This window comes from Streptomyces sp. NPDC096079, assembly GCF_040303145.1.
GTDB lineage: Bacteria > Actinomycetota > Actinomycetes > Streptomycetales > Streptomycetaceae > Streptomyces.
The window spans coordinates 241,103-265,134 of the sequence record NZ_JBEOST010000002.1 but is presented as its reverse complement, the minus strand read 5'-3'; the positions used below and the strand labels follow the sequence as shown (position 1 = coordinate 265,134).

General features: G+C 71.9%; 17 protein-coding genes, 1 tRNA gene and 1 pseudogene. 6 read left to right on the top strand and 13 right to left on the bottom strand.

Going from position 1 to position 24,032, the window contains the following annotated elements; genetic code table 11:
* Nucleotides 1–64 precede the first annotated feature (64 nt).
* The 3 genes from ABTY59_RS05160 to ABTY59_RS05150 form a co-directional block, all read right to left on the bottom strand.
* Nucleotides 65–514, bottom strand: coding sequence for a single-stranded DNA-binding protein (locus ABTY59_RS05160; protein WP_352017532.1), 450 nt, complete (start codon nt 512–514; stop codon nt 65–67).
* A gap of 232 nt (nt 515–746) precedes the next feature.
* A complete protein-coding gene (locus tag ABTY59_RS05155; protein ID WP_352017531.1) occupies nt 747–2,546 on the bottom strand; it encodes a YfjP family GTPase in 1,800 nt (599 codons plus the stop codon).
* Between the two features lies 1 nt (nt 2,547).
* Nucleotides 2,548–4,167, bottom strand: a complete 1,620-nt coding sequence (locus tag ABTY59_RS05150) for a dynamin family protein (protein ID WP_352017530.1) — start codon at nt 4,165–4,167, stop codon at nt 2,548–2,550.
* Nucleotides 4,168–4,467: 300 nt separating this feature from the next.
* Between ABTY59_RS05150 and ABTY59_RS05145 the strand changes: the two genes are divergently transcribed.
* Nucleotides 4,468–4,540: transfer RNA gene (locus tag ABTY59_RS05145), tRNA-Arg, on the top strand.
* A gap of 40 nt (nt 4,541–4,580) precedes the next feature.
* On the opposite strand, the gene ABTY59_RS05140 is transcribed toward ABTY59_RS05145, so the two are convergent.
* The 8 genes and pseudogenes from ABTY59_RS05140 to ABTY59_RS05105 form a co-directional block, all read right to left on the bottom strand.
* Complete coding sequence (locus tag ABTY59_RS05140) at nt 4,581–4,985, bottom strand: site-specific integrase (RefSeq protein WP_352017529.1); 405 nt, start codon at nt 4,983–4,985, stop codon at nt 4,581–4,583.
* 637 nt (nt 4,986–5,622) lie between these two features.
* A complete protein-coding gene (locus tag ABTY59_RS05135; protein ID WP_352017528.1) occupies nt 5,623–7,806 on the bottom strand; it encodes a tetratricopeptide repeat protein in 2,184 nt (727 codons plus the stop codon).
* Between the two features lie 16 nt (nt 7,807–7,822).
* Nucleotides 7,823–8,257 carry a hypothetical protein gene (locus ABTY59_RS05130; protein WP_352017527.1) on the bottom strand — a complete coding sequence of 145 codons (435 nt, stop codon included), beginning with the start codon at nt 8,255–8,257 and terminating at the stop codon, nt 7,823–7,825.
* Nucleotides 8,258–9,035: 778 nt separating this feature from the next.
* Nucleotides 9,036–9,488 (bottom strand): hypothetical protein, encoded by a 453-nt coding sequence (locus ABTY59_RS05125; protein ID WP_352017526.1) that lies wholly within the window; start codon nt 9,486–9,488, stop codon nt 9,036–9,038.
* Between the two features lie 14 nt (nt 9,489–9,502).
* Nucleotides 9,503–10,978: a restriction endonuclease fold toxin-2 domain-containing protein gene (locus tag ABTY59_RS05120; RefSeq protein ID WP_352017525.1), complete on the bottom strand. Its 1,476-nt coding sequence runs from the start codon at nt 10,976–10,978 to the stop codon at nt 9,503–9,505.
* A 240-nt stretch (nt 10,979–11,218) separates the two neighbouring features.
* Nucleotides 11,219–12,015, bottom strand: a pseudogene (locus ABTY59_RS37635) (DUF6928 family protein).
* 7 nt (nt 12,016–12,022) lie between these two features.
* Nucleotides 12,023–14,209: a tetratricopeptide repeat protein gene (locus tag ABTY59_RS05110; RefSeq protein WP_352017523.1), complete on the bottom strand. Its 2,187-nt coding sequence runs from the start codon at nt 14,207–14,209 to the stop codon at nt 12,023–12,025.
* Nucleotides 14,210–14,225: 16 nt separating this feature from the next.
* A complete protein-coding gene (locus ABTY59_RS05105) occupies nt 14,226–14,660 on the bottom strand; it encodes a hypothetical protein (protein ID WP_352017522.1) in 435 nt (144 codons plus the stop codon).
* A gap of 216 nt (nt 14,661–14,876) precedes the next feature.
* Between ABTY59_RS05105 and ABTY59_RS05100 the strand changes: the two genes are divergently transcribed.
* The 3 genes from ABTY59_RS05100 (at nt 14,877) to ABTY59_RS05090 (ending at nt 18,946) form a co-directional block, all read left to right on the top strand.
* Nucleotides 14,877–16,841: a TerD family protein gene (locus ABTY59_RS05100; protein ID WP_352017521.1), complete on the top strand. Its 1,965-nt coding sequence runs from the start codon at nt 14,877–14,879 to the stop codon at nt 16,839–16,841.
* Nucleotides 16,842–17,285: 444 nt separating this feature from the next.
* Nucleotides 17,286–17,957 carry a DUF4097 family beta strand repeat-containing protein gene (locus ABTY59_RS05095; RefSeq protein WP_352017520.1) on the top strand — a complete coding sequence of 224 codons (672 nt, stop codon included), beginning with the start codon at nt 17,286–17,288 and terminating at the stop codon, nt 17,955–17,957.
* Nucleotides 17,958–17,983: 26 nt separating this feature from the next.
* Entirely contained in the window at nt 17,984–18,946 is a 963-nt protein-coding gene (locus ABTY59_RS05090) for a PhzF family phenazine biosynthesis protein (RefSeq protein ID WP_352017519.1), read from the top strand.
* On the opposite strand, the gene ABTY59_RS05085 is transcribed toward ABTY59_RS05090, so the two are convergent.
* Nucleotides 18,864–19,751 carry a LysR family transcriptional regulator gene (locus tag ABTY59_RS05085; protein ID WP_352017518.1) on the bottom strand — a complete coding sequence of 296 codons (888 nt, stop codon included), beginning with the start codon at nt 19,749–19,751 and terminating at the stop codon, nt 18,864–18,866. The two genes, ABTY59_RS05090 and ABTY59_RS05085, sit on opposite strands and share 83 nt — an antisense overlap.
* 140 nt (nt 19,752–19,891) lie before the next feature.
* Between ABTY59_RS05085 and ABTY59_RS05080 the strand changes: the two genes are divergently transcribed.
* Nucleotides 19,892–20,347 (top strand): cupin domain-containing protein, encoded by a 456-nt coding sequence (locus ABTY59_RS05080; protein ID WP_352017517.1) that lies wholly within the window; start codon nt 19,892–19,894, stop codon nt 20,345–20,347.
* On the opposite strand, the gene ABTY59_RS05075 is transcribed toward ABTY59_RS05080, so the two are convergent.
* Nucleotides 20,326–22,053, bottom strand: a complete 1,728-nt coding sequence (locus ABTY59_RS05075) for an IucA/IucC family protein (protein WP_352017516.1) — start codon at nt 22,051–22,053, stop codon at nt 20,326–20,328. The genes ABTY59_RS05080 and ABTY59_RS05075 overlap by 22 nt on opposite strands.
* Nucleotides 22,054–22,443: 390 nt before the next feature.
* On the opposite strand from ABTY59_RS05075, the gene ABTY59_RS05070 reads away from it, so the two are divergent.
* The gene (locus ABTY59_RS05070; protein WP_352017515.1) at nt 22,444–24,018 is read left to right on the top strand and encodes an IucA/IucC family protein; all 1,575 of its coding nucleotides are present in this window, start codon (nt 22,444–22,446) and stop codon (nt 24,016–24,018) included.
* Nucleotides 24,019–24,032 lie beyond the last annotated feature (14 nt).

The following is a 24,032-nucleotide window of genomic DNA, read 5'->3' as shown; positions in this document are numbered from 1 at the left end:
ACCATTCCGACTCGGAATCGTTATCAGCAGGGCGAGTTGGTCGACAAATCCCCACAACGCAAGGTCAGGGCGCGGTTACCAGCTGAGGCGACACCGCCGTTCCCTCGTCCGCCGCCACCGTCCACGGGTCCTGTTCCTGCTGTGGCCTCGGCTCCGTCCGCGCCGCCCGCCGGAAGGCCGCCGTGCCCCGGGACAGGTCGTGCCCCACGGCCACGGCGTCCACGTCCACGAAGGTCCTGCGCTGTCCGTCGCGCTCCTCCTCACGGACCTTCAACCGGCCGTGCACCACGAGCGGTTCCCCGACGGAGACCGAGGCCGCGAGGTTCGCCCCGAGCGAGCGCCAGGCCGACACCGTGTAGAAGCTGGTGTTCCCGTCGGACCAGAGGTCCCGCTCCCGGTCCCAGCGGCGCGCGGTCACCGCGAACCGGAAGCGTGCCACCCCGCCCGCGACGGTGTCCCGGTACTCCACCGCCGTCGCCACGTTCCCGACGAGCGTCACGGTCGTGTCGTTCATGGTTCCGCCCCCACTTCTCCCTCTCCCGGTGCCCGGCTGCGTGGGCACCCCGTGGACACCATGCTGGGGCGATCGGAGCAATCCCGCCGGGGCCTGTGGAGGGCCGGGCGCCGGTGGACAACTCCCTCACCCGGGAGGGTGAATGCCGGGTCCTGGGGCCCGTGGTGGAAGCCACCTCGTGGGGCCGGCCCGGAAGGCACCCAACCCCACCCCCTGACTCCCCCTACCTCCCCTACCTCCCCCGGACTCCCGTCCTCGTCGCACCGAGCCGCATCGTCCCCGCGCGGCCGCCCACCACCCGGGCCGCCACCGAGGGCCGCGAGCCCACCACCGTCGCGTACTGCTCGCGCACCTCCCGGTAGCGCATCAGTTCCGCCGCCACCGGGTCGAGGACCCGGGCGCGGCCGCAGGCGGCGGTCGCCTCCCGCAGGCGGCGTTCGGCCTCCTGCCCGTACCGGCGGGCCGGGCCCTTCACGGCGCCCTCGCAGGCCCATTCGACGAGCGGGCCGCCGATGATGCCGCCGAGCATCACGAGGACCGGCGGCAGCAGGCCCGGCTCGACGACGCCGACGATCTGCGCGACCAGCCAGAGCGCGCCGAAGATCTGCAGGAGCGTCATCACCGCCTGGGCGAGGACGGCGGCGGGCCACCAGGCCGGCCGGGGCGGCCGGGCCGCCGGGTCGCCCACGGAGACCGTCAGCTCGTCCAGGGCCTCCGGCAGTCCCTCGGCCCCCCGGGCCGCCGCCTCGCGGACGGCCTGCGCCCAGGGCGCGGGGAGCCCGCGGGAGGCCTCGTCGGCGACGATCCGTACGGCCTGCTCGACGCGTTGACGTGCGGTCAGCTCGTCCTCGACGGGCGGTTCGGGGTACGGGTCGACGGGGCCGTGCGCGCGCATCCGTTCGTACCGGCGGTAGAGCCGCAGCCAGGGGGTGCCGCAGGCGCGGATGGCGCCCCGCCGCCAGACGCGTTCGGCGGCCTCGCCGGCGGCCTGGGCGCCGACGGCGACGGCGAGCCGGTCCGTGAAGGCGCCGCGGGCGCGCTCGTCGAGGCCGGCCCGGCCGTCGGCGACGTACGCCTGGCGCAGCCGGGTGGCGGCGGCGTCGACGTCGGCGGCGAGGCGGCGTTCGGGGGCGGTGCGTTCCTGGACGAACCGGGCGACGAGTTCGCGCAGTTCGGGGACGCCCTCGCCGGTGAGGGCGGAGACCGCGAGGACGGTCGCGCCGGGCTCGCCGTGCTCGCCGAGCGCGACGCCGTCCTCGTCGAGGAGGCGGCGCAGGTCGTCGAGGACGAGGTCGGCGGCCTCGGTGCCGAGCCGGTCGATCTGGTTGAGGACGACGAAGGTGACCTCGGCGTGCCCGGCGAGGGGCCGCAGATAGCGCTCGTGGAGGGCGGCGTCCGCGTACTTCTCGGGGTCGACGACCCAGATCACGGCGTCGACGAGGCCGAGGACCCGGTCGACCTGGTCGCGGTGGGCGGTGACCGCGGAGTCGTGGTCGGGCAGGTCGACGAGGACGAGCCCCTGGAGCTCGGTGTCGGCGGCACCGCCCGCGAGGGGGCGGCGGCGCAGCCTGCTGGGGACGGCCAGTCGGTCGAGGAGTCCGGCGGCGCCCTCGGACCAGCTGAGGGCGATGGGCGCGGAGGTGGTGGGGCGGCGCAGTCCGGTCTCGGAGACGGGGACGCCGGCGAGGGCGTTGAAGAGCGTGGACTTGCCGCTGCCGGTGGCTCCGGCGAGGGCGATCACGGTGTGCCGGGAGGAGAGCCGCTGACGGGCGGCGGCCTCGTCCAGGACGCGTCCGGCCTCGGCGAGGGCCTCGCTCTCGACGCGGGTGCGGGAGAGTCCGACGAGCTCGTGGAGGGCGTCGAGGCGCCTGCGGAGCGGCCCGCCGTAGCTGCCGCCGAGGGACGGCAGCACGTCCTCCTCGGGCGGTTCGCTCGGCTTCTCCTCCGTGGCGGCGGCCCGTTCGGCGGCCCGCCGCGCGATCAGCCCGTCGTCCCAGCGCGCGCGGCCGTGCTCCCGGTCGTCGTCCAGCACGTCACTTCTCCTTCTGCAGTACGGAGAGCGCGGCGATCAGCTCCGCCTGCGGCTCGGGGGTCACGTCGAGCGCGTCGAGCGGGGCGAGGCGCCGGTCGCGCTCGGCGTGCAGGACGCGGTCGACGTACGAGAGGACGAGTGCGCCGCCCTTGTCGCGCAGCCGCAGGGCGGTCTGGGCGCCGAGGAGTTCGGCGAGGCGCTCGCCGGCGGCGCGGGCGCGGCGGCCGCCGAGGAGGGAGGCGGCGAGGAGCGCGGCGACGGTGTCGGGCTCGGGGGCGGCGGCGCGGGCCGCGCGGGAACCGGAAGGGCGCTCGACGTCGCGTACCTCCTCCTCGGCCAGTTCCTCCAGGACCCGGCGCCAGCGGCGTACCTCCACGCCGATCCGCTCCACCGCCTCCCGGTCGCCGCCGGGGCGGGGCGGGCGGAGGGCCTCGGAGGCGGGTTCGCGGCGCCAGGCGTCCCGGACGCGCTCCTCGGCGGCGGAGACCGCGCAGTGGAGGAGGGCGGCGAGGGATTCGGCGAGGGCGTCGAGGAGCTCGTCGGCGGTGCTGTCGCGGGGGTAGCCGCGCCAGCGGGTGCGGGCGTCGCCGGCGAGGACGGCGCCGCGGCCGAGCTCCTTGCGGACCCGCCGGCCCTGGTCCGCGTAGGCGGCCTCGACGGCGCCGCCGAGGCGGACGGCGGTGGCGTACTGGGCGGAGACGGCGGCGGCGAGCTCGGGCAGCCGGGCGTCGAGGGAGTCGATGACCCCGGAGGCGGTGCGGTCGGCGGCCTGCTGGCGGGCGGCCGGGTCCTCGGCGCGGTGGGCGAGCCAGCCGCGGAGGGCGGCGACGGCGCTGTCGGGCAGCAGCCCGCTGCCGCCGCCCGCGGACTCGGGCAGCTCGGGGATGGTGAAGCGGGGGACGTCGCCGAGGCCGGCCTTGTCGAGGAGGGCCTCGTACTGGCGGGAGACCTCGCCGATGACCTGGTGGGGGACGCGGTCGAGGACGGTGACGAGGGTGGCGTCGTACTCCTTGGCGGTACGGAGCAGGTGCCAGGGCACGGCGTCGGCGTACCGCGAGGCGGTGGTGACCATCACCCAGATGTCGGCGGCGCAGATCAACTCGGCGGCGAGGAGCCGGTTCTCGACGACGAGGGAGTCGATGTCGGGCGCGTCGAGCAGGGCGAGCCCGCGGGGCAGCGAGGCGGCGGTCTCGACGCGCAGCGCGTTCTCCTCGGGGGCCGGCTCGTCGACCGGGTGGCTCTCGTCGGCCTGGGGCAGCCAGACGCGGGTGAGCTGGGGCAGGACCCGCATCCCGGCGAACCAGTGGTGGTCCTCGGGGTGGCAGACGAGCACGGGGGTCCGGGTCGTGGGCCTGAGCACTCCCGACTCGCTGACGCGGCGCCCGACAAGGGAGTTGACGAGGGTGGACTTCCCGGCCCCGGTGGATCCGCCGACGACCGCGAGGAGCGGGGCGTCGGGGTCCTTCAGGCGGGGGACCAGGTAGTCGTCGAGCTGCGCGAGCAGCTCGGCCCGGGTCTGGCGGGCCCGGGGGGTGTCGGGGAGGGGCAGCGGGAGACGCACGGCGGCGACTCGGTCGCGCAGGGCGGAGAGTGCGTCGATCAGCTGAGGCCGTTCGTCCAAGGTCACCACATGCGAAGAATGCCCAATTTATGAGTGTTTTTGAAGCCTATTGCGACCCTGCGCGCCGAAGAGAAGGGTGGTGACCGGAAGGCCGGGCATAACGAGTGCACAACACCCGCCGCGAGCGGTGCGAAAAGCGCTGCGCGAATCGCACCTGCCTGCGATTATCGGTTCGCTTCACCGAACCTCCACATCGTGCCACGCAGGTGAAGCAACCGGGCCAAGGCGATCGGAGCCCTATCCTTGTCCCGGCAGGCACACCCCACCCACCAGGGGCTCCTGGCCACACGGCCACCACCGGCCCCCGTAGCTCAGTGGATAGAGCAGGTGCCTTCTAAGCACTTGGCCGCAGGTTCGAGTCCTGCCGGGGGCGCAGTACCGGGACCCTCCTTCGGGAGGGTCCTTTTTGCTGGTCAGGGGCGGTTTCTGGGGAAGGCCGCGGGGCTGGTCACGCCTCCCGGATGGCAGGAGGCGTGTCCGGCCGGCTCCGGCTCATCCCGCGTTTCTACGGGTGGCTGCGGTGAATACGCGGTGGAGTTTTCAGACCCCGCCACGGCCGGGTCCGGCAGCTCCCCCGCCTGCTCGATCCGCTGCTTCAGGTCGTGCAGCTGCCCGTCGACGCATCGGGCGTAGGTGGCGAGGAGGACGGGGACGCTGTTGCCCGCCCACTCGGCCACGGTCGCGGGCGGTACGACGGCGTTGAGCCACTTCGTCAGGCAGGTGTGCCAGAGGTCGTACACACGACGGCCGAGCGGAGTCCCGAATTCGTACGAGGTGAGCACCTCCTTCCGCGCCCGCCGCCACGCTCGGCGGATCACGGATCCGGCGAGGCCTCCCCCTTTCTCCCCCTGCAGCAGCAGATCGCCGGGCGTCAGCCCTTCCTCCTCGATGTGGGCGCGGAGGATCCGCGTCAGGGCCGGGCGGCACGGCGCCGTGCGGGTGTCGTCGGCGGCCCGCCCCTTCAGCCCCCTCTGCCCGCGCCCCTCCCCCGTGTCCGTCCACTGCCTCCCGACCTCGGGGGAGCGGTGTGGAGCAGCAGCTCACCCCATTGGTCATCGGCGTCCACGTCGGGCAGGCGTACGTCCCCCACGTCGATGGCCAGGTGGGCCTGCCGACGACCACACCGACACGCTTACCGGACCCGCGCGTCGCTCTCAGGGCTTCAAGTTCTTCGCCGCGACGTACTACGCCGCGTCCTGCCTCGGCGTGGCGCCGGAGCGAACCGTCTTTGTGGGTGATTCTGTGTCCACCCTCGAAGCCGCCCGAGCGGCTCCAGCAGGCAGCATCGGCTTCGCCAACAAGTCGAGCAAGTCGCAAGCCCTCGGCATGGCCGGCGCCGACGCCATCACCCTGGACATGAGCGACATCGCCCGGGCCCTGTCCGCGGTTCAGCCGCGAGCACCAGTCCCTCGACAACCGTCAGCGTCGGATGTAGTCGGCTGGCCGGCGTACGTGTCATGTGTTGCGGCCCTCGGCGTTCGCACGGGATGTGGCTGCTTCCTCGTGGTCGCCAACGCGAGTGTAGGCCGCAGCTGACTGTTCCCATGCTTCTTGAATTCGGGACTGTTCGGCACCTGATGCGCTCAGGGTGACGGCGAGCTCTCCCCATGCCTCTCCCGCGCGCGTCCAGTCCACTTCTTGGGTCAGCATCGCGACCGATTTCTCGGCAGCCGCGATCGCCTCCGTAAGGCGCCCCAAAGCGCGGAAGGTGGTACCGATGTTGTTCCAGGAGACGGCCTGGGCATGCGTATCGCCCAACTGGTGCTCTAGTCGGAGGGAAATTTGGTGGGCCTCGAGTGCTTCGTCGTACCGCTCGAGGTTCCCAAGCGCGTTGCCAAGGTTGTTGAAGGCGTCGGATTGGCCGCGGACATCGCCCACCTCTTGGTAGAGACGAAGAGCGGTTTGGTGGGCCTCGACTACTTCGTCGTACCGCTTGAAGCTCCCGAGTATGTTGCCAAGGTGGTCCCAAGAACTGGCTTGCCCGCGGACATCGCCGACCTCTTGGTAGAGACGAAGAGCGGTTTGGTGGGCCTCAACTGCTTCGTCGTACCGCTTCAACCTCCCGAGTGCGTTGCCAAGGTTGTTCCAGGCGCCGGCCTGATTGATTTTGCTGCCAAGCGCTTGGCAGGCATTGAGGGCATGGGCGCGGATGGCAAGCAAGTCCTGCAGGCGCCGCCGCCAGTCCAAGTAGCCACCGAGGGCGAACCCAAATCGGGCTGTCTCTTCGAGGGTGCTGAGATCCGAATGGGCGGTGGCAAGGAGGTTCTCGCGTTCAGCGTCGAACCACGCCAGCACGTGATCCCTGCTGCTGAACAGCACATGCACGGGCTTCCCGACACGGCGCAGGTGGTGGTCGGCCTCTTCTGCGTGGCGGATGTAGTGGTCAGTGAGCCGTGTGCGTGCCTGTTCCAAGCGCCTACGGGAGACACGACTACTGGCCATGGTGATCCGGGCCTGGTCCTGGGCGTGGACGCGCAGGAGGTCGTGCATGGACCAACGGTCGCGTGCCTGACTGTTCTGGATAAGGAGGCGTGCCTGAACCAGCTGGCGCAGCAGCGGGGTGATCTGGTCGACCGTCTGGTGGGTGAGGGCTGCGACGGCCGGAGTGGAGATGTCAGGGCCGGGGTGGAGACCGAGGAGGCGGTAGAGGTCGGCCTGCTGGTAGGTGAGGCGGGTGAGGCATTCGTCGAAAACGGCACGCAGGTTGCGCTCGCCGTCATCGAGGCCTCCGAGGCGACTGCCGGCGTCGGTGAGCATCCGCACCCGCTCAGAAAGCGGCTGGTCGGGGTCGTCAGCGAGGAGAGCAGCAGCGATCTGCAGCGCCAGGGGTAGATAGCCGCAGAGAGCCGCGAGTTCCTCCGCAGCCGCAGGCTCGTCCTCGACACGCCGGTCGTCGGGGTCGACGACTTCCAGCCGCTGACTCAGGAGCTCGACAGCAGCAGCCGGCTGCAGAGGGTGGAGATTGAACAGCCGGGCGCCGAGCCCGGGCAGCGTGTGGCGGGAGGTCACCAGCACCGCGTGATGACGGGCCGGCAGGAGCGGCCGGATCTGCTCAGAAGTGGATGCGTTGTCCGCCAGAATCAGAAAGCGCTCCCCGTCGCTTGCCAGAGCGTCGAGTTGAGAACGGTAGAGCCCCGCACGCTCATCGAGAGTGGGCGGAATGTGATCAGCCGCAACACCCAGTGCCCGCAGCAGAGCCTCCAGCGCGTCCTGCGGCGGCACAGGGTTCGCGTCATAGCCGCGCAAGTTCACCAGCTGCACACCGGTGAACCACCCCTTGTCGAGCGCAGCATGGCTCACGCCGTACGCGAGCGTGGTCTTGCCCACACCTGGCAGCCCTGCCACCGACCCGACTGCCGCATCCGCACCGCCTTCCGGGTCCAGCAGGGACAGGATCTTCGCAATCTCGCCCTCACGGCCCGTGAACTCTTGCGGCAGCTTCGGCAGAGCGTTCCAAGCGGTAGGCACCGCCGCATACCCCTGCACGTTGATCGTATTGTTCTGCGCCCCGCTACCGAGCACCTGGCTACGCTGGAACGACGCACCGGTGAAATTGCTCCCGGCCCACTGTCCCTGCCTCGGACGCTTGTCCTTCGTCGCGCCGCTCTTGCGCTTACCGGGCTTCTTCTTCGCCCCCATGCGTTCTGCTCGCCCGCTACCGGTTGATCGTGTTGTTCTGCGTACCGCTGGCAAGAACCTGGCTGTCGGTGAACGTCGCATTGCTGAAGTCGTTGTGCGTGCTTTGTGCCGGAGCCTGGGATCGCACCTGTTCAACGAGAGCCTGCAGCTCAGCAACCACCTGCTGTCGCTCCCCCTCCGGAAGCTGTTCGAGAAGCATCTCCAGACGGGTCTGCCAACGCGTCACCAGAACCGTCTGCACCCGCTCGGCCCCGGCGCCGTCACCGGCCGACTCCAGCTCGGCCCGTGTCTGATCCAGCCGCTCCAACTCCACCTGCTCACGCCCCGTGTCGCCGCGACCGAGGATCCGCGCCACACCACTGCGCATCCCGGCCCAGGCATCGGTCGCCGCCGCCTGAACGATCGCCCCGCCACCAGCCGCAGCCACCGCCACCAAACCCTCGACCAACACGACAACACCTCCACACTCCAACGGACAAGCATCCCAGCGTAGGACGAGAACTCCTCCCAGATCAGTCAAACCACCAAGCTCCCTCTCTGGCATTCAGGTCGAGACGGACGCGTGTAGTCGCACGCTCCGGGTGCGGATGCGGGTGCGGGAAGGGATTAACAAGCTGTGCACCCTGGTCCCTAGAAATTCAGGACCTCGTTGTCTTCCTCGCCGTGCTGGCGGCCGGCACGTTTCTCGTGCTGCGTGGCGTTGCGCCGGAGCTGCTCGTGGCTTTCGTTGTGCTGGTGACTGGCCTGTACGCAGCGTGGCGGAGCAGCGGGACCACCCCGCCTTCCAGCCGATAGCAGGGAGAGCGGCGGATCCCGAAATCTCCTCTGTGCCACCACACTGCTCGGCGCAATGATCGCCTTCGGCTTCTACCGTGCCTGGCGCGCCTCACAGATACCGGCTACCGCAAGCTTGCCGAGCAGACCACCCCCGCCGCCAGCCCACCCATGCCCGCCCAGCCCCAACACGGCGCGGTTCCAACCTGAGCCACCCAGAGATCGCCGGCTCCCGGCCTGCGTTGCCCGCAGGTCTGGGGCCGGTCAGTCGTCCGTCTGCCCGCGGATCAATGCGTCGAGTCGCCACTATGCCGGGGACGATCCGTTAGCGGGGATGTCGGAGTCCTCTGCCAGTCGGGGCCGTGGCTCGGAGCCGTAGCGTTCGCGAGTCGCATTGCAGATGCGGCGAGCAAGGCCCTCGATTCGGTGATCGCCGGAGTCGAGGTCCTGCCCCGTCAGTAGTCGAATGTGTCGAGGTGTCGACGCAACAGGTCACCGATGTCTTCGCGGCCCCCTTCGACTGGCAGCGGCGAGGGGGTGTCCTCCCCGTTCGCCATGGCGAGGCTGCTGGCGAAGCGCACGAGGTTCGGTGCTGGGACGAAGGAGTCACGTAGCCAGACGGCGAAGGTGCCGGCTTCGTCCGCCGTCACATCGGTGAGGGTGATGTAGGCGTAGTCGGGCTCGGTGATGGCCGCGGTGCCGTCCAGCCACACGTCAGGCGCCAGCTCGATCTCGAAGTCCAGCACCGTCATCTCGTGGACGCCGGACCTCCGGTGGCCGATGGTGGGGTCGGGGAAGGACTCGCGCAGCGCCCTCTCCAGGGAGTCCAGCGTGGCGTGCCAGGCACCACCGTCCCCCTCGGGGGGATAGAAGGCGAAGTTCGTCCGGATGTTTCGTTCCGTGGCCATGGTCTTCCTTGTACTCAGGGGACGTACCGCGTCGAGCCGGGCGTGCCCGTCATCGCCATCATGGACTGCCAGTAGACGGCGTTGTCCCTGCCGTTCGTCACGATCTCCAGGCCCCTGATCTCGCTGTTGGCGGGATTGGCCATGGCTTGCTTGTAGCGGACGAGTTCCTTCTCGTCACCCGCGTACATGGAGTCGACGACAGGGTCCCACGTGATCTTCCCCTGATTGTTGATCTTGACGGGCTTCGACAGTGTCTCCTCGACTCGGTCGAGGGTGCGGAAGCTCTTCTTCGTGCAGTCCGGGTCCCGTACGTGCTTCGCTTCGACGAGGTGGCCGTCGAGGGGGCGTATGCCGTCCACCATGAGCCCGCGCTTGCTCCCGAGCAGCGGTACTTCCCGTTCGGGATAGCCGGCCACGCGGAGTTGGTAGGCATTGTCGGGGGCCGCCGGGCCACCGCCGCCGGCCAGGCCGCCGGGCCGGAGGGTGTTCACCCACGTGCGGAACTGCTGCTGCTCCGCGACGGTGAGCAAACGGGTCGTGCCCGGAACCGGCGGAATGGGGTCCACGAAGGGAATGCCCGGGTCGACCGGGTTGATCATCGGTGCCAGAGTCGGCACCTGCCCGGTGTACGAGGCGAGAACGATCGGCACCGGCATGGGTACGGGCGCGGGAATGAGGGGCGGCAGGAATGGCAGTCCTGGGAGAACAGGACCTGCCGGCGGGTCCGCAGCGGGGAGCTTGATCCGGGCAGCGGACGAGTCGAGTGCATGTCCTACGGATCCGAGATCCCGGATCCAGGAGTCTCCCAGTACGGCGTCGAGCAGTCCGCCGTCGTATCCGTTGCCGCCGAACATCGGCTGGTCCCAGGGCATGTCGACCGCGAAGAGGTCCATCTTGCGCTCGGCGATCTTCCCCTTGGCAGCCTCCACGTGCTCGGCGTACCGGTCGCATGCCTTGGCGATCTGCGCGCAGGCGGCGACGAGGTTCGTCACCAGCGGCTCGCCTTCCTCCGCCTTTGCCGGCGGGCAGGTGAGTCCGACGCTGTGCTTGACGTACGTCTGGAAGGCGTCGGCGGCCTCGCCTGAGTGTGCCTTGCTCGCGGTGAGGGCGTACGCCTGCGCGTCCTCCAGGAGGCGTTGCACCAGTGCCCCGGCGTGACGCCAGGAGCCGGCGACGTCCCGGATCTTCTCCGGCGAGCCACGGAAGCGGTCGCTGCCGCCGCCGGGGGCGTACTGCTCGTACCAGGCGGTCTCCCCCACCACTTCGGGGAGCTCCTGGCCCAGCCCGAGGTAGTTCTCGGTGCAGTCGGCACCGGGGTCGCCCATCCCTGCGGTGAGGTCGGCCTGCCGTCCCAGGAAGGCCGAGACGTGTCGGCTCTCTTCGGCCATGAACTCACGGGCGTTACGCATCAGCCCCTTGCTCGTCTCGCCAAGGACGTAGGAGCTGAAGCCCATCTTGTCGAGCGTCGCGGAGGCTGCCGAGACATACACCTTGGCAAAGGCTCGCCCAGCCTCGTCGTCCCCTGCCATCCCGTGCTGTCTCGCCAGTTCGTGGCCGACGGCGATGGCCGTGTCGCGCGCTCCCCGCATCGTGTCGAGAAGCCCCATGGACCCGCGGATCATTCCTTCCGCGACGAACCTGACGTCCGGAGCAAGACCGGTCACCGTCGCACCCCCTTGCAGACGTGAATCGTCAACCTATCTCAGGCGGATGCCATCGTCTGGGCGATGTCAGCTGCTCGGCTCATTGCTGTCGGCGACAGGCGGAAACCGAGCAGCGAGACCTCGTCCGGGTCGACGTCCTCGGGCAAGGGCCGGCCCTTCCAGGAGGAAGCCGAAGAAGGCGCGCAGGGCTTCGTTGCCCAGTTCCAGGGGGTGGAAGGGCAGCGCGTCGGGCTCCTCGGGACGGTCACCCGTCCAGTAGAGCCTGCTGCCGCTTCCAGGAGGTGCGCCGGCAGCTCCGACGGGCGGTCGAACATCAGGCGCCGGTCGCAGACCACGTCCACACCCGTGAAGCTCGCCGCGTACGTGAGGCCGTCCGGCGGGTACGTCGCCTCTCCCAGCACCTCGCCCTCCGTCGGGTCCGCACGACAGCCCGGAAAGACTCGGGCGATCAGCGCCGCCGTGGAGGTTCGAGTCCTGCCGGGGGCGCAGTACCGGGACCCTCCTTCGGGAGGGTCCTTTTTGCTGGTCAGAGGCTGTTTACGGTGGGCGGCAGAGGGACCGGGCGCACCCCACGGAAGACGGGGGCGCTGTTGCCCGCCCGCTCGGGCGCGGTCGCGGCCGGGACGCCGGCGTCGAGCCGGCTGGTCAGACAGGTGTGCCGGAGGCCGTAGACCCCGCCGGGCAGAAGGGTTCCGGATCGCCGCCGCCCTTGCCGTCGGCGAGCCGGAGGGCGTCGCGCGGATCGAGCGCGGCGGCGAGGAGGATCGTGGTGCCGAAGGCAGGGCGGCATCTGAACCACGGCTCAGCCGCGCAGCACCAGGCCCTCGGCGGCCGTCAGCGCCGGAGGGAAGGGGATGAACCATGCGCGCGTCATGTGGCGCAGCTCTCGGCGTTCGTACGGGATCTGGCTGCCGCCTCGTGGTCGCCCACACGCGTGTAGGCCGTGGCTGACTGCTCCCACGCTTCCCGGATTCGGGACTGTGGGCCACCCGATGCGCTCAGGGTGTCGGCGAGCTCACCCCACGCCTCTCCGACACGCACCCAGTCCAATTCGTGCGTCAGCATGGCGACCGCCTTCTCGGCGGCCGTGATCGCCTCCGGAAGGCGCCCCAGGGCGCGGCAGACGGTACCGATGTTGTTCCAGCAAACAGCCTGGGCGTGAGTGTTGCCATTCTGCTGCTCTTGCCGCAGGGAGGTTTGATGGGCCTCGAGTGCTTCGTCGTACCGCTTGAGCTTCCTGAGCGTGTTCCCGAGGTTGTTCCAGGCATCGGCCTGGCCGCGATCATTGCCCGCCTCCTGGTACAGGCGAAGACTCGTCTGGTGGGCCTCAAGCGCTTCGTCGTACCGCTTGAGTTCGATGAGCGCCAGGCCGAGACTGCTCCAGGAAACGGCCCGGCCGCGGGCATGGCCCGCCTCCTGGTACAGGCGAAGAGCGGTTTGGTGGGCCTCAAGCGCTTCGTCGTACCGCTTGAGTTCATACAGCGTCTGCCCAAGGTTGTTCCATGCGGCGGCCTGGTTGGATCTGTCACCAAGGACCTGGCACGCGCTGAGGACGTGGACGCGGAGGGTGAGCAGGTCCTGCAGGCGCCGTCGCCAGAGCAGGTAACCGCCGAGGGCGAACCCGAGGCGAGCCGTCTCTTCGCGAGTGGTGAGATCCGCGTGGGCGGTGGCGAGAAGGTTCTCGCGTTCAGCGTCGAACCATGCCAACGCAGGCTCCCTGGTGCTGGACAGCACCGCTGCCTGCCGCCCGGGGAGCAGGTCCATGTCAGCCGCTTCGGCGCGGCGACTGTAGTGGTCGGTGAGCCGCGCACGTGCCTGTTCCATGCGTCGACGGGAGCCACGGCCGCTGTCCATGGTGCTCCGGGCCTGTTCCTGGGCATGGACGCGCAGGAGGTCGTGCATGGACCAGCGGTCGCGTGTCTGGCTGTTCTGGGTGAGCAGGCGCGCTTGGACCAACTGTCGCAGCAGCAGGGTGATCTGCTCGGCGGGCTGGTTGGTGAGGGCTGCGACGGCAGGAGTGGAGATGTCAGGACCGGGGTGGAGACCGAGGAGGCGGTAGAGGTCGGCCTGCTGGTGGGTGAGGCGGGTGAGGCATTCGTCGAAGACGGTGCGCAGGCTGCGCTCGCCGTCGTCGAGGCCGCCGAGGCGGGTGCCGGCGTCGGTGAGCATCTGCACCCGCTCGGAGAGCGGCTGGTCGGGGTCGTCAGCGAGGAGGGCCGCAGCGATCTGCAGCGCGAGGGGCAGGTAGCCGCAGAGCGCCGCGAGTTCCTCCGCGGCCGCAGGCTCGTCCTCGACGCGCCGGTCGTCGGGGTCAGCGACTTCCAGCCGCTGACGCAGGAGATCGACAGCGGCATCGGGCTGCAGAGGGTGCAGATTGACCAGCCGCGCCCCGAGCCCGGGCAGCGTGTGGCGGGAGGTCACCAGCACCACGTGATGACGGGCCGGCAGGAGCGGTCGGATCTGCTCGGAGGTAGAGGCGTTGTCCGCGAGGATCAGAAAACGCTCCCCGTCTCTTGCCAGGGTGTCGAGTTGAGAACGGTAGAGCCCCGCACGCTCGTCGAGGGTGGGCGGAATGTGGTCAGCCGCAACACCCAGTGCCCGCAGCAGTGCCTCCAGCGCGTCCTGCGGCGGCACGGGGTTCGGGTCGTAGCCCCGCAGGTTCACCACCTGCACACGGGTGAACCAGCCCTTGTCGAGCGCGGCATGGCCCACGGCGTGCGCGAGCGTGGTCTTGCCCACACCCGGCAGCCCCGCGACCGACCCGACCGCCGCACCCGCATCGCGTGCCGGGTCCAGCAAAGCCAGGATCTTCGCGATCTCGTCCTCACGGCCGGTGAACTCCTGCGGCAGGCCCTGCAAGGCGTTCCACGCGGTGGGCACTGCCGCGTATGCCTGCACGTTGATCTTCGTGGTCTGCGTCCCGTTGCCGAGTACCTGACTGCGCTCGAACGACGCCCCTGCGAAACTGGTTCCGGTCCGCTGCCTCTGTGACGGCCGCTTTCCCTTCGTCCCGCTGCTCTTGCCCTGGCCCTTACCGGGCTTCTTCTTCGCCCCCATGCGTTCTGCTCGCCCGCTACCGGTTGATCGTGTTGTTCTGCGTACCGCTGGCAAGAACCTGGCTGTCGGTGAACGTCGCGTTGCTGAAGTCGTTGTGCGTGTTCTGCACCGGAGCCTGGGATCGCGCCTGCTCGACCAGAGCCCGCAGTTCAGCGACGACCTGCTGCCTCTCCCCCTCCGGAAGCTGTTCGAGAAGCATCTCCAGACGGGTCTGCCAACGCGTCACCAGAACCGTCTGCACCCGCTCGGCCCCGGCGCCGTCACCGGCCGACTCCAGCTCGGCCCGTGTCTGATCCAGCCGCTCCAACTCCGCCTGCTCACGCCCCGTGTCGCCGCGACCGAGGATCCGCGCCACGCCGCTGCGCATCCCGGCCCAGGCATCGGTCGCCGCCGCCTGAACGATCGCCCCTCCGCCGGCCGCAGCCACCGCCACCAAACCCTCGACCAACACGACGACGCCTCCTCACGTCAACGGACAAGAAGTCCCAGCGTAGGACGAGAACCTCCACCGGATCAGCCGAACCACAAAGCCTCCTCGCTGGATGTTTCAGGTCCAAGTGGACGCCCGGAAAGACCCCGTGTCCGCCGGAGCGGTCTCTCGGGAGATCCAGGGACAAATGGGCATTCGGGTTGAAGTCGTGATCTCGTCCGGATCATCCTGGCTGCCATGCCCCTCGCCGCCACCACGCCCGACGTGTCACAGCTGCCCGACTACGCCTACGACTGGGCCCTCGTCGACGTCGAGACGTCCGGCCTGATCGCCCGGCGTGACCGCATCCTCTCGATCGCGGTGCTGACCTTCGGGCCGGACGGCGTCCAGACCGGCGAGTACTCCACCCTGCTGAACCCGGGCTGCGACCCCGGTCCCGTGCACATCCACGGCCTGACCACGGAGCGCCTGAGCGGTGCCCCGACCTTCGCGCAGGTCGCCGGGCGCATCGGGGCGCTCCTGCAGGACCGCGTGATGGTGGCTCACAACGCGCAGTTCGACTACGACTTCCTGGCCCATGAGTTCGCCCGCGCCCGGCTGTACCTCCCGGTCACCCAGCGCCTGTGCACGCTCGCGCTGAACCGGCGCGTGGAGCCACCGGCCGCCGACCTCAGCCTGGCGTCGCTGGCCGCCCACTACGGCGTCCCGCAGACCCGCGCCCATGACGCGCTCGACGACACGCGCGTCCTCGCGGGGATCTTCCGATCCTCCCTCTCCGAGGCCGCACGGCTGGACGTCCCGCTGCCGCTGGTGCCCTGCCCGCCTCGGCAGGACGCGCAGTTCGCCCCGAATCCGCCGAAGACGCCCTGCGCCTACCGGAACCCGGGCCGTCCGGATCCCGGCGGCCCGCTCGTCCAGGGCATGAAGATCGCCGTCACCGGCGAGACCGCGACCTCCCGGGCCGAGCTGGTGGCCCGGGCCGTCGCCGCCGGCCTCAACATCATGTCGTCGGTGAGCCGGCACACCAGTGTTCTCGTCACCAACGACGCCGCCTCGGGCTCGGCCAAGGCGCGGCGCGCGATCGCGGAGGGGGTCCCGATCGTCGACGAGCACACGTTCCTCGAACTGCTGGGAGAGGTGGGCCCCGGAACACCGCACGACAACCAGGCCGCGAAGAAGACGCCGAAGGCGCTCACGCCGGAAGACGTGCCGTCGGAAGAGCTGTCGCCGGAAGGCGCGTCGCCGGAAGAGCTGTCGCCCGAAGACGCGTCGCCGAAGGACGTGTCGCCCGAAGCGGCGCCCTCGGAAGCGGCGACCCAGGCCACCGTGCCCACGACCGTCGTGGAGGTACCCCACCCCAGGCCTCCTGAGCCCGACCGCTCCCCCAAGCCGTTCGGCCGGCGGCGGATCCTGGTTCTCGGCGGTACGCACCCGGAGGCTGCCGCCGCCCGCGCCAGGGCCGTGGAGCTGGGCGGGACCGCAGCGATCAACCTCTCGGCGAGCGTCACCGACATCGTCCTCCTCCCCGGAGGTGAACGCGACCGCCGGATGACCCGCGTCACCGCGCTGGGGCTCCCGGTCCACGCGCGCGCGTGGCTCGAAGACCCCACCTCCGCACCGGACTCCACGCCGGCCTCCGCACGGACCGACGCCCCCGCCCGGAACCATGTGACGACCGCTGTCCTGCCGCGCGGCGGAGTCATCGACCTCCCCGCGCTCCCCACCGCCGGCCAGTGGCACCTGGGCGCCTCCTGGGCGCAGCAGCCGAACTGCGAGATCGACGTCGTCGCCTTCGTCCTCGACGAGGACGAGCAGGTCTCCAGCGACGGAGACTTCGTCTTCTACGGCGCCCCGGAGAGCCCCGACGGAGCGCTGCGCCTCCTCTGCGACGGCCCCACCGAGCAGACCGTCGTCGTGGACCTCGCGGCGCTTCCTCCCGCCGCCCACAGGATCGCGATCGCCGCCGCCATCGACGGCGCCGCCACCTTCGGGGACATCGGAGCGGTGCAGACGACCCTCGCACCCGGGGTCGACGCTCCGGCCGCGGCCCGGGCCACGCTCGACGCCGCCACCAGCGAACGCACCCTGCTCCTCGCGGAGATCTACCGCCGGGGCGCTCTGTGGCGCTTCCGCGCCGTCGGCCAGGGTTACGACCACGGCCTGGAGGACCTCGCCCGGGGGTACGGCGTCGACGTGGAGTAGCCGTCGCCGCGCCCTCCTCCGGAAGAGATCCCGCTGGTGGAGGGTGAGGCCGGCGGCGTTCTCGGCCCCGTACCCGGCCGTCGTCGTCGACCGCGGCCAGGCGGTGGGCGGGCAGCTTGGCCGCGTCGTCTCGAAGGTGGCGTTCCCCTCGTCGACGCCCGACCGGTGGATCGCGAGGACCTGCGCGGCGTGCTGCGGCGCCACGGCCACGACGTGCGTCACGGACCGAACGTACGGCTTCGGCGTCCCGGTTTGCGTTCACCGTTCAGCCATTGCAACGAGGTGGCCTTGGGTTGTTGCATTAGCCTTATGGTCATTGCAATGAAATCCTGGCTCTGAGCTGGAGTTTCTAGCACTTCTCGCAATGAAGCTGTTGCCTGATCCGTGAATGCAACGTAGCTTTTCCTTCATCGGAAACGACGACCCAGTCCCAGGAGAGCCACCATGCAGAAGTTCCCCACCACCACCCCCGTCGCCGCCCTCCTCGACGTCCCCGCCGGCGTCATCCGGTTCATCGCCGCCGACCTGGACGACGTCACGGTCGAGGTCCTGCCCGCCGACGCCTCCAGGAGCCGTGACGTGAAGGCCGCCGAGCGGACCGCGGTCTCCTTCGGGGACGGTGTGCTGCGGATCGAGGCCTCCGCCGCCAGGAACCAGTACTTCGGCCCGTCCGGGGCCGTCGAGATCACCGTCCAGCTGCCCGCAGGGTCCCGGGTCGAGGCGAAGACCGCCGCCGCCGACCTGCGCGGGGTCGGGCGGCTCGGCGACGTCACGTTCGAGAGCGCGCAGGCCACCGTCAAGCTCGACGAGGCCGCCACCGCCCGCCTCACCGTGCAGGCCGGTGACATCGCGGTCGGCCGGCTCGGCGGCGACGCCGAGATCAGCACCCTGAAGGGTGACCTCCGGGTCGACGAGGCCCTGCGGGGCACGGTCGTGCTGCGTACCGAGGCCGGCCGGATCGACGTCGCCGCCGCCCGTGGCGTCTCCGCCTCCCTCGACGCCGGTACCGCCTACGGCCGGGTCAGCAACTCCCTCCGGAACACCGAGGGCGCCGCCGCCGGGCTCAGCATCCGCGCCACCACCTCCTACGGCGACATCTCGGCCCGCAGCCTCTGAGGCCGACCGGTTGGCGGAGGCCCTCGGTGGGGTACGAGAGGTGCGTGGTGTCCTTCGGTGAGGTGAGCCTCGTCCACGCGTGCGTGCGGGACAGTCGTGGCGGAAGTCCCACGGCCGTGCTGGACGACGGGCCGTACGGAGAGGACGAGCGGCGGCGGGTGTCCGGGCTCGCCGGGACCTCGCACGCCGTGTTCGTGGCCCGGGATCCCGGGCCCGGACAGGACGGGGCACCCGTCTTCTCCCTCCGGTTCTACACCTCCGCAGGGGAGTTGCCCTCCTGTGGGCACGGGACGGTCGCCGCCCTGGGGTACCTCGCCGCGCGAGCCGACACCGGCACTGACACCGGCACCCGCCGGGTGACCCTCCGGGTCGCGGGCCGCACCTTCCCCGGCCGGGCCGTGCGGAAGGGCGCGCACGTCGAGGTCGGCTTCGCGTACGGCCCCGTCGAACTGCGCGAGCCGTACGCGGCCGAGTCCGCGCTCGTCCCGCCCGCGCTCGGCATCGGGCCCCGGGCCCTGGGCCCCGGGCTACAGGTCGCTTCCGTCGGACGGCCACGGCTGCTGGTGCCCCTCGTCTCGCGTGCCGAACTCGACGCCCTCGCCCCGGACATGGAACGGCTCCGCGCCGTCTGCGACCGCCTCGGGCTCCTGGGCTGCTACGTGTACGCGGCGCCGTCGCCCTCGGGCAGGCTCGCGGCCCGGATGTTCGCCCCGTCGATCGGCGTCCCCGAGGACATCGCCAACGCCAACAGCACGGCCTGCCTCGCCGCCCATCTGGCCCGGCGGGGCGTCGACCGCATCGCCGTCGACATGGGGGACTCCCTCGGCAGCCCCGCGACCATCAGGGCGGGCGTGTCCGGTGCGGTGGTACGGCTGGGCGGGGACGTCCTGGTCCCGCGCCCCGGGCTCAGCCGACCGCGTGCAGTGCCCTCAGCAGGTGCCGCAGGGCCGGGCCCGGCGGGCCCGGCCGCACCGCCAGCGAGGTGGTGACGGCGAGACCCGTGAGCGGGCGCACCGCGACCCCGGGGACCTCCGGCAGTCCGCGCACCTCGTAGAAGAGGGTCCACGAGGGCTCCCGGTCCGTACCGATCGCCGTCAGCGTGGCCTGGAGATCGGTGAACGGCGGCCCCGCCACCGGCCACACCCCGGCGGCCCGGAACGCGTCGGCCACCAGGGCGTGGAAGGGCGGGTTGGCCTCCCGGGGTGCGAGCCGCAGCGGGAGGCGGGCCAGCCGCTCCAGGCGGGGTTCGGGCTCGGCCGCGAGCGGGTGGTCCTCGGGCAGGGCGGCGTACAGCGGGTCGCTCCACAGGGGAAGCAGCGCGAGCCCGGGAACGGCCCCCGGCTCCTCCGGCAGCGCCCGTACGAGCGCGGCGTCCAGCTCTCCTTCCCGTACGGCCTCCAGACGGCGGGCGACGGGCAGCCGATGCAGACGGACCCGCAACCCGGGAGCCGTGGAGGTGAGTTCGGCCAGGACCCGGTTGATCCGGTCCCCCGGGCCGTGGAGGCCGCCCAGGCGCAGGATCCCGTCGTCGCCCGCCGCGATGTCGGCGGCCACGCGCGCGGTGCGGTCGGCGGCCGCGAGCACGCCGCGCGCCTCGGGCAGCAGCAGCTCGCCGGCGCCGGAGAGCCGCACGCTGCGGGTGGTGCGCGCGAACAGCTCCACGCCCAGGGCGCGTTCGAGCCGCCGGATCTGCTGGCTGACCGCCGACGGGACGACGCCGAGCCGCTCGGCGGCCCGGCCGAATCCGCCCTCCTCGGCCACGGCCGCGAAGTACCGCAGCTGCCGTAGCTCCACGACGCCCCCGTATTCGTCACGAGCAGTGAATTCTGTCGACTGCAACCGCCTGTGGTGCGGCCCTTCTTCCCCGGATCGAATGGAGGACGCAGGGAATCCGAGGGGGTTCCGACACCGGTGGGGGAAGAGGAGCCGTACCCATGTCCGAGAACCGGCAGGCGCTCGTCGTGCACGCCGAGGAGGCCGAACGGATCGGCCTTCCCCACGGCGGCGGGTTCCGTCTCCTCGCCGACGCCGTCCACACCGGCGGGGCGCTCGGGGCCAATCGCCTCTCCCTCGGCGTGGGCGCGGCGGGGGCCAGGACGCACTTCCACGCGCGGTCGACCGAACTGTTCTACGTCCTGGACGGGGTCATGTGGTGCACCCTCGACGGCGTGACGACGACCGTGGCCGCCGGGGGTCTGGTGTCCGTACCGCCCGGGGTGCCGCACTCCTTCGGCGCGGCCCCCGGCTCCGGCGCCGAGCTGCTCGTGGTCCTGACGCCGGGGGTCGACCGCTTCGGCTACTTCCGGTCGCTCGGCCGCGTCCAGCACGGTCTGGCGTCCTTCGAGGACCTTCTCGCCGAGCAGGAGCGCTACGACGTGCACTTCCTGTGAGGCGTACCGGCCAGGGGGTTGGGGAGCGGGATCCACGCGTCGCGGTCCACGCCCCGCAGCCGCATGAGGGTGAGGGCCTTGACCCGGAGCTCCGGGGCGAAGAGCGTCGCGTGGTCGGCCCGGTTCTCCGGCGTCGCCGGGAGTGCGTCGCAGGCGCGGTGGGCGGCGCCGGCGACGATCGACCAGAGCCGGGCGGCGGCCGCGCGGTCGCGGTCGGCGAGGGCGGAGACCAGGACGCCGAACGTCGTGCCGAAGAGGTGGCCGAACAGCATCGTGCGGAGCACCTCCGGGTCGTCGTCGATCACCCGCCCGCCCACCGGAGCGGCGTCGAAGCCGTGCCGGGCGAGACGGCTCGGGCTCACCCGGACGTCGGCGAGGTCGCGGTAGACGAGCCGGCGGGGGCGGGCGTGCGCGTCCAGCACGACCAGGAGGTTCTGTCCGTGCGCGGCGGGCGCGACGCCCCGGGCGAGGAGGCGGAGGAACGGCGGGACCGCGAGGTCCGCGAAGGCGGCCAGCCACTCGGTGCCCGCGTCCGGGGCGCCGGCGGACGCCAGGAGCGTCTGGATCAGGGGCGGGCCGTCGCCGGCGGGACGGGCGGCGAGCGCCGCCACCGGGAGGACCCTCTCCCCCTCGCGCAGCCGGGCCGCGGCTGCCGGTGACGCGCGGAGCAGCACGGCGAGGTCGGCGCTGGGCTCTCCCCGTACGAGCGCGGAGGCGGCGGCGAGGTTGCGGGTGATCGTGAGGGTGCCGGCCAGGTCGTCCACGACCTGCGCGAGGAGGTCCGAGAGCGGTGCGCTGTTCTCGACGCCGCTCGCCGAGATGTCGCGGATCGCGCTGGTCATCCGCGTGGTCAGCGCCGTCTTGAGGTGCGGGCCCCCGGCGAGCGGGGCGAGGGTCCGTACGCTCATCAGCGGCCGTGCGGGGATCGCCCCCGTGCGGTACGGGACGTGGCCGAGGCCCGGCAGGACGTGCTCGCTCTGCCAGGGGTGCACGGGCAGCAGCAGCCGGTCGCCGTCCCGCAGCCCCGCCGGCCACTCCCCCGCGACACGGCACCGGTCGGCCGGGACCGCCACCAGGTCGAGGTCGACGACCGGACGGTGCTCGGGGGCGTACGCGAGCTGCTCGGCCGCGGAGAGGCCGGGGCGGCTGCGGCAGCAGGGGTGGTACGGGTGCCCGTCGACGATGCCCTGCTCGACGTACGCGAGGCGGTCGTCGCCGTCGCCGTGGCCGACGTACGCGAGGCGGTCGTCGCCGTCGCCGTGGCCGACGTACGCGAGGCGGTCGCCGCCGTCGCCGTGGCCGACGTACGCGAGGCGGTCGTCGCCGTCGCCGTGGCCGGCCGGAGTCGCGCCCGCGCCGGCCCTGGACAGCGCCAGGGAAGCGACGCCGTGGTCGAGTTCGGCCACGAGGGGGCCGGCACCCGGCAGGGCGAGCGCGGCGAGCAGCTCCGCCGGGTGGTCGTGGGCGCGGCCGTCGAGCCGTACGGTCGCGTCCTCACCGGGGACCACCAGGTCGTACGGGAGCCGGGGCGGCCCGCTCAGGACCCGGCCGTCCGCGAGCACCACGCGCCCGGCGCACGCGTCGCGCGAGCCGACCCCGGGGAGCGGCTCGTGGAGCAGCGCGCGCCACAGCCTGCCGAGCACCGCCGCCCGTGCCGGGGCCAGCTCCCGCCGATAGGCGGCGAGCAGCCGGGGCGCGACGCCCACCAGCTCCCGCGCGAGCGCGACCTCGGCACGGGAACCCGGCTCGGGGCCACGGGTGGCTTGCGCGCCGGGACCCGGCTCGGGATGCCGCGAGACCTGCGCACCACCACCAGGACCCGACTCCCGGACGCGAGGAGCCTCCTCACCAGGACCCGGCCCGGGACCCCGCGCGGTCCCCCCACCGGAACCCCGCTCAGGGACGCGCGCGGACTCCGTGCCCGGGCCCCGGTCCCCGGCGCGTGGCGCCTCCGTGGGGGAGGTTCGTTCGGGGGCGCGCGGAGTGCGGTGCGCGCTCGTATCGTGATCCGGAGCGGGGTGCATGAAGGCTCACTACCCTGCGCAGGATGTCCCTACCGGTGGACGACCCGCCGGGGCTCGGGGGAAGGCACTGTCGTGAGTGAAGCCAGAGGACGGGCCGACGCCCTGTCGGCCACCGCCCTCCTCAACTGCCTGATCCGGGAGGTGGCCGAGGCCGCGCCGCGTCCGGACGCGGACCACGTCGTCCACCGGCTCCCCGCGACCGGCCGGCTGCTGCGGGTGCGGGCCGGCCGGCGGCCCACCGAGCCCTGCGTCCGCACCGACGGCGGCTGGCTCCCGCTGACCTTCGACGCGCTCGTGGCGCTGACCGCCGACGAGCTCGCCCGCCGCACCGGCGTCACCAACAGGACGGTCGTGGGCGAGATGACCGACAGCAGGGACGCCGTCGCCGCGCTCCAGGACGCGCGCGCCTCCGCGTGCCCGCCGGAGGACCCGTACCTGCGCTCGGAGCAGGCGCTGCTCGCCGGGCACCGGTTCCATCCGGCGCCCAAGGCGCGCGGGGCGGGCGCCCCGGAGAGCTGGCTGCCGTACGCGCCGGAGGCGTACGCCCGGTTTCCGCTGGAGCTGCTCGGGGTCCGGGCCGACGTCGTCGCGCAGGACGGTGACCTGTCCCTGCTCGACCCGCTGGGAGGCGACGCCCCGGAGGGCTATGCGGTCCTCCCCGTCCACCCCTGGGAGCTCGACCTGCTGGGCGAGCTGCCCGCGTTCCGCGACGGGCGGCTGCTGCGGCTCGGCGCGAGCGCGCCCCGGGCGGGGCGGGCGGTGGCGACGTCCTCGGTCCGTACCGTGTACCTGCCGGAGGCCGATCTCTTCTGCAAGTTCAGCCTGGACGTGCGGATCACCAACGGGAACCGCCGTCTCGAACTGCGTGACCTGCTGTGGCTGCGGACGGTCGGCGATCTCCTCGCGCCCGTCTTCGACACCCTGCCGACGGCGTCGTTCCTCTCCGACCGGGGCTACCGGACCGCCGACCTCGGCGGGCAGCACGCCTACGAGGGCTTCGCGGTGATCGCGCGGGAGGGCCTGCGGGCGCATCTGCCGCCGGGGGTGACGCCGCTGCTCGCGGCGGGCATCGGGGAGGGTTTTCCCGGCAACCCGATCGACGGGCTGGCCCCGGAGCGGGCGCTCCTGTGGTGGCGGCGCTACCTCGACCACCTGGTGCCGCCGGTGCTGCACGCCTGGCAGCGGCACGGTCTGGTCCTGGAGTGCCACCTCCAGAACGTCCTCGTCGGCGTGGACGCGACGGGCGTCCCGGCGCGGGTGGTCTTCCGCGACCACGAGGGCGTACGGATCGTCGCCGAGCGGCACCGCGCGCTCCTCGACCGGTACCGGTCGCGCGGGCCGGCTCCGGTGCTCGACGCGGCGCACGGCTGGGAGCGGCTCGTGTACTGCCTGGTGACGAACAACCTCTCCGAGATCGCCGGCGCCCTCACCGACCGGCATCCGGAACTCGCCGGCGAGCTGTGGGCGTCGGCGCGGGCGGTGTTCGCCGGGTACGCGGCGGAGCGCGGCGGTCCGGTGGAGGTCGCCGCGCTGCTCGGGGCACCGCACGTGCCCGCGAAGACGAACCTGCTGCTGCGCTGGCTCGACGTGGACGCGGCCGACGCCCGTTACGTACCGATGGCCAATCCGCTGGGTGAGGCCCCGTAGGACCTCGACCCGGC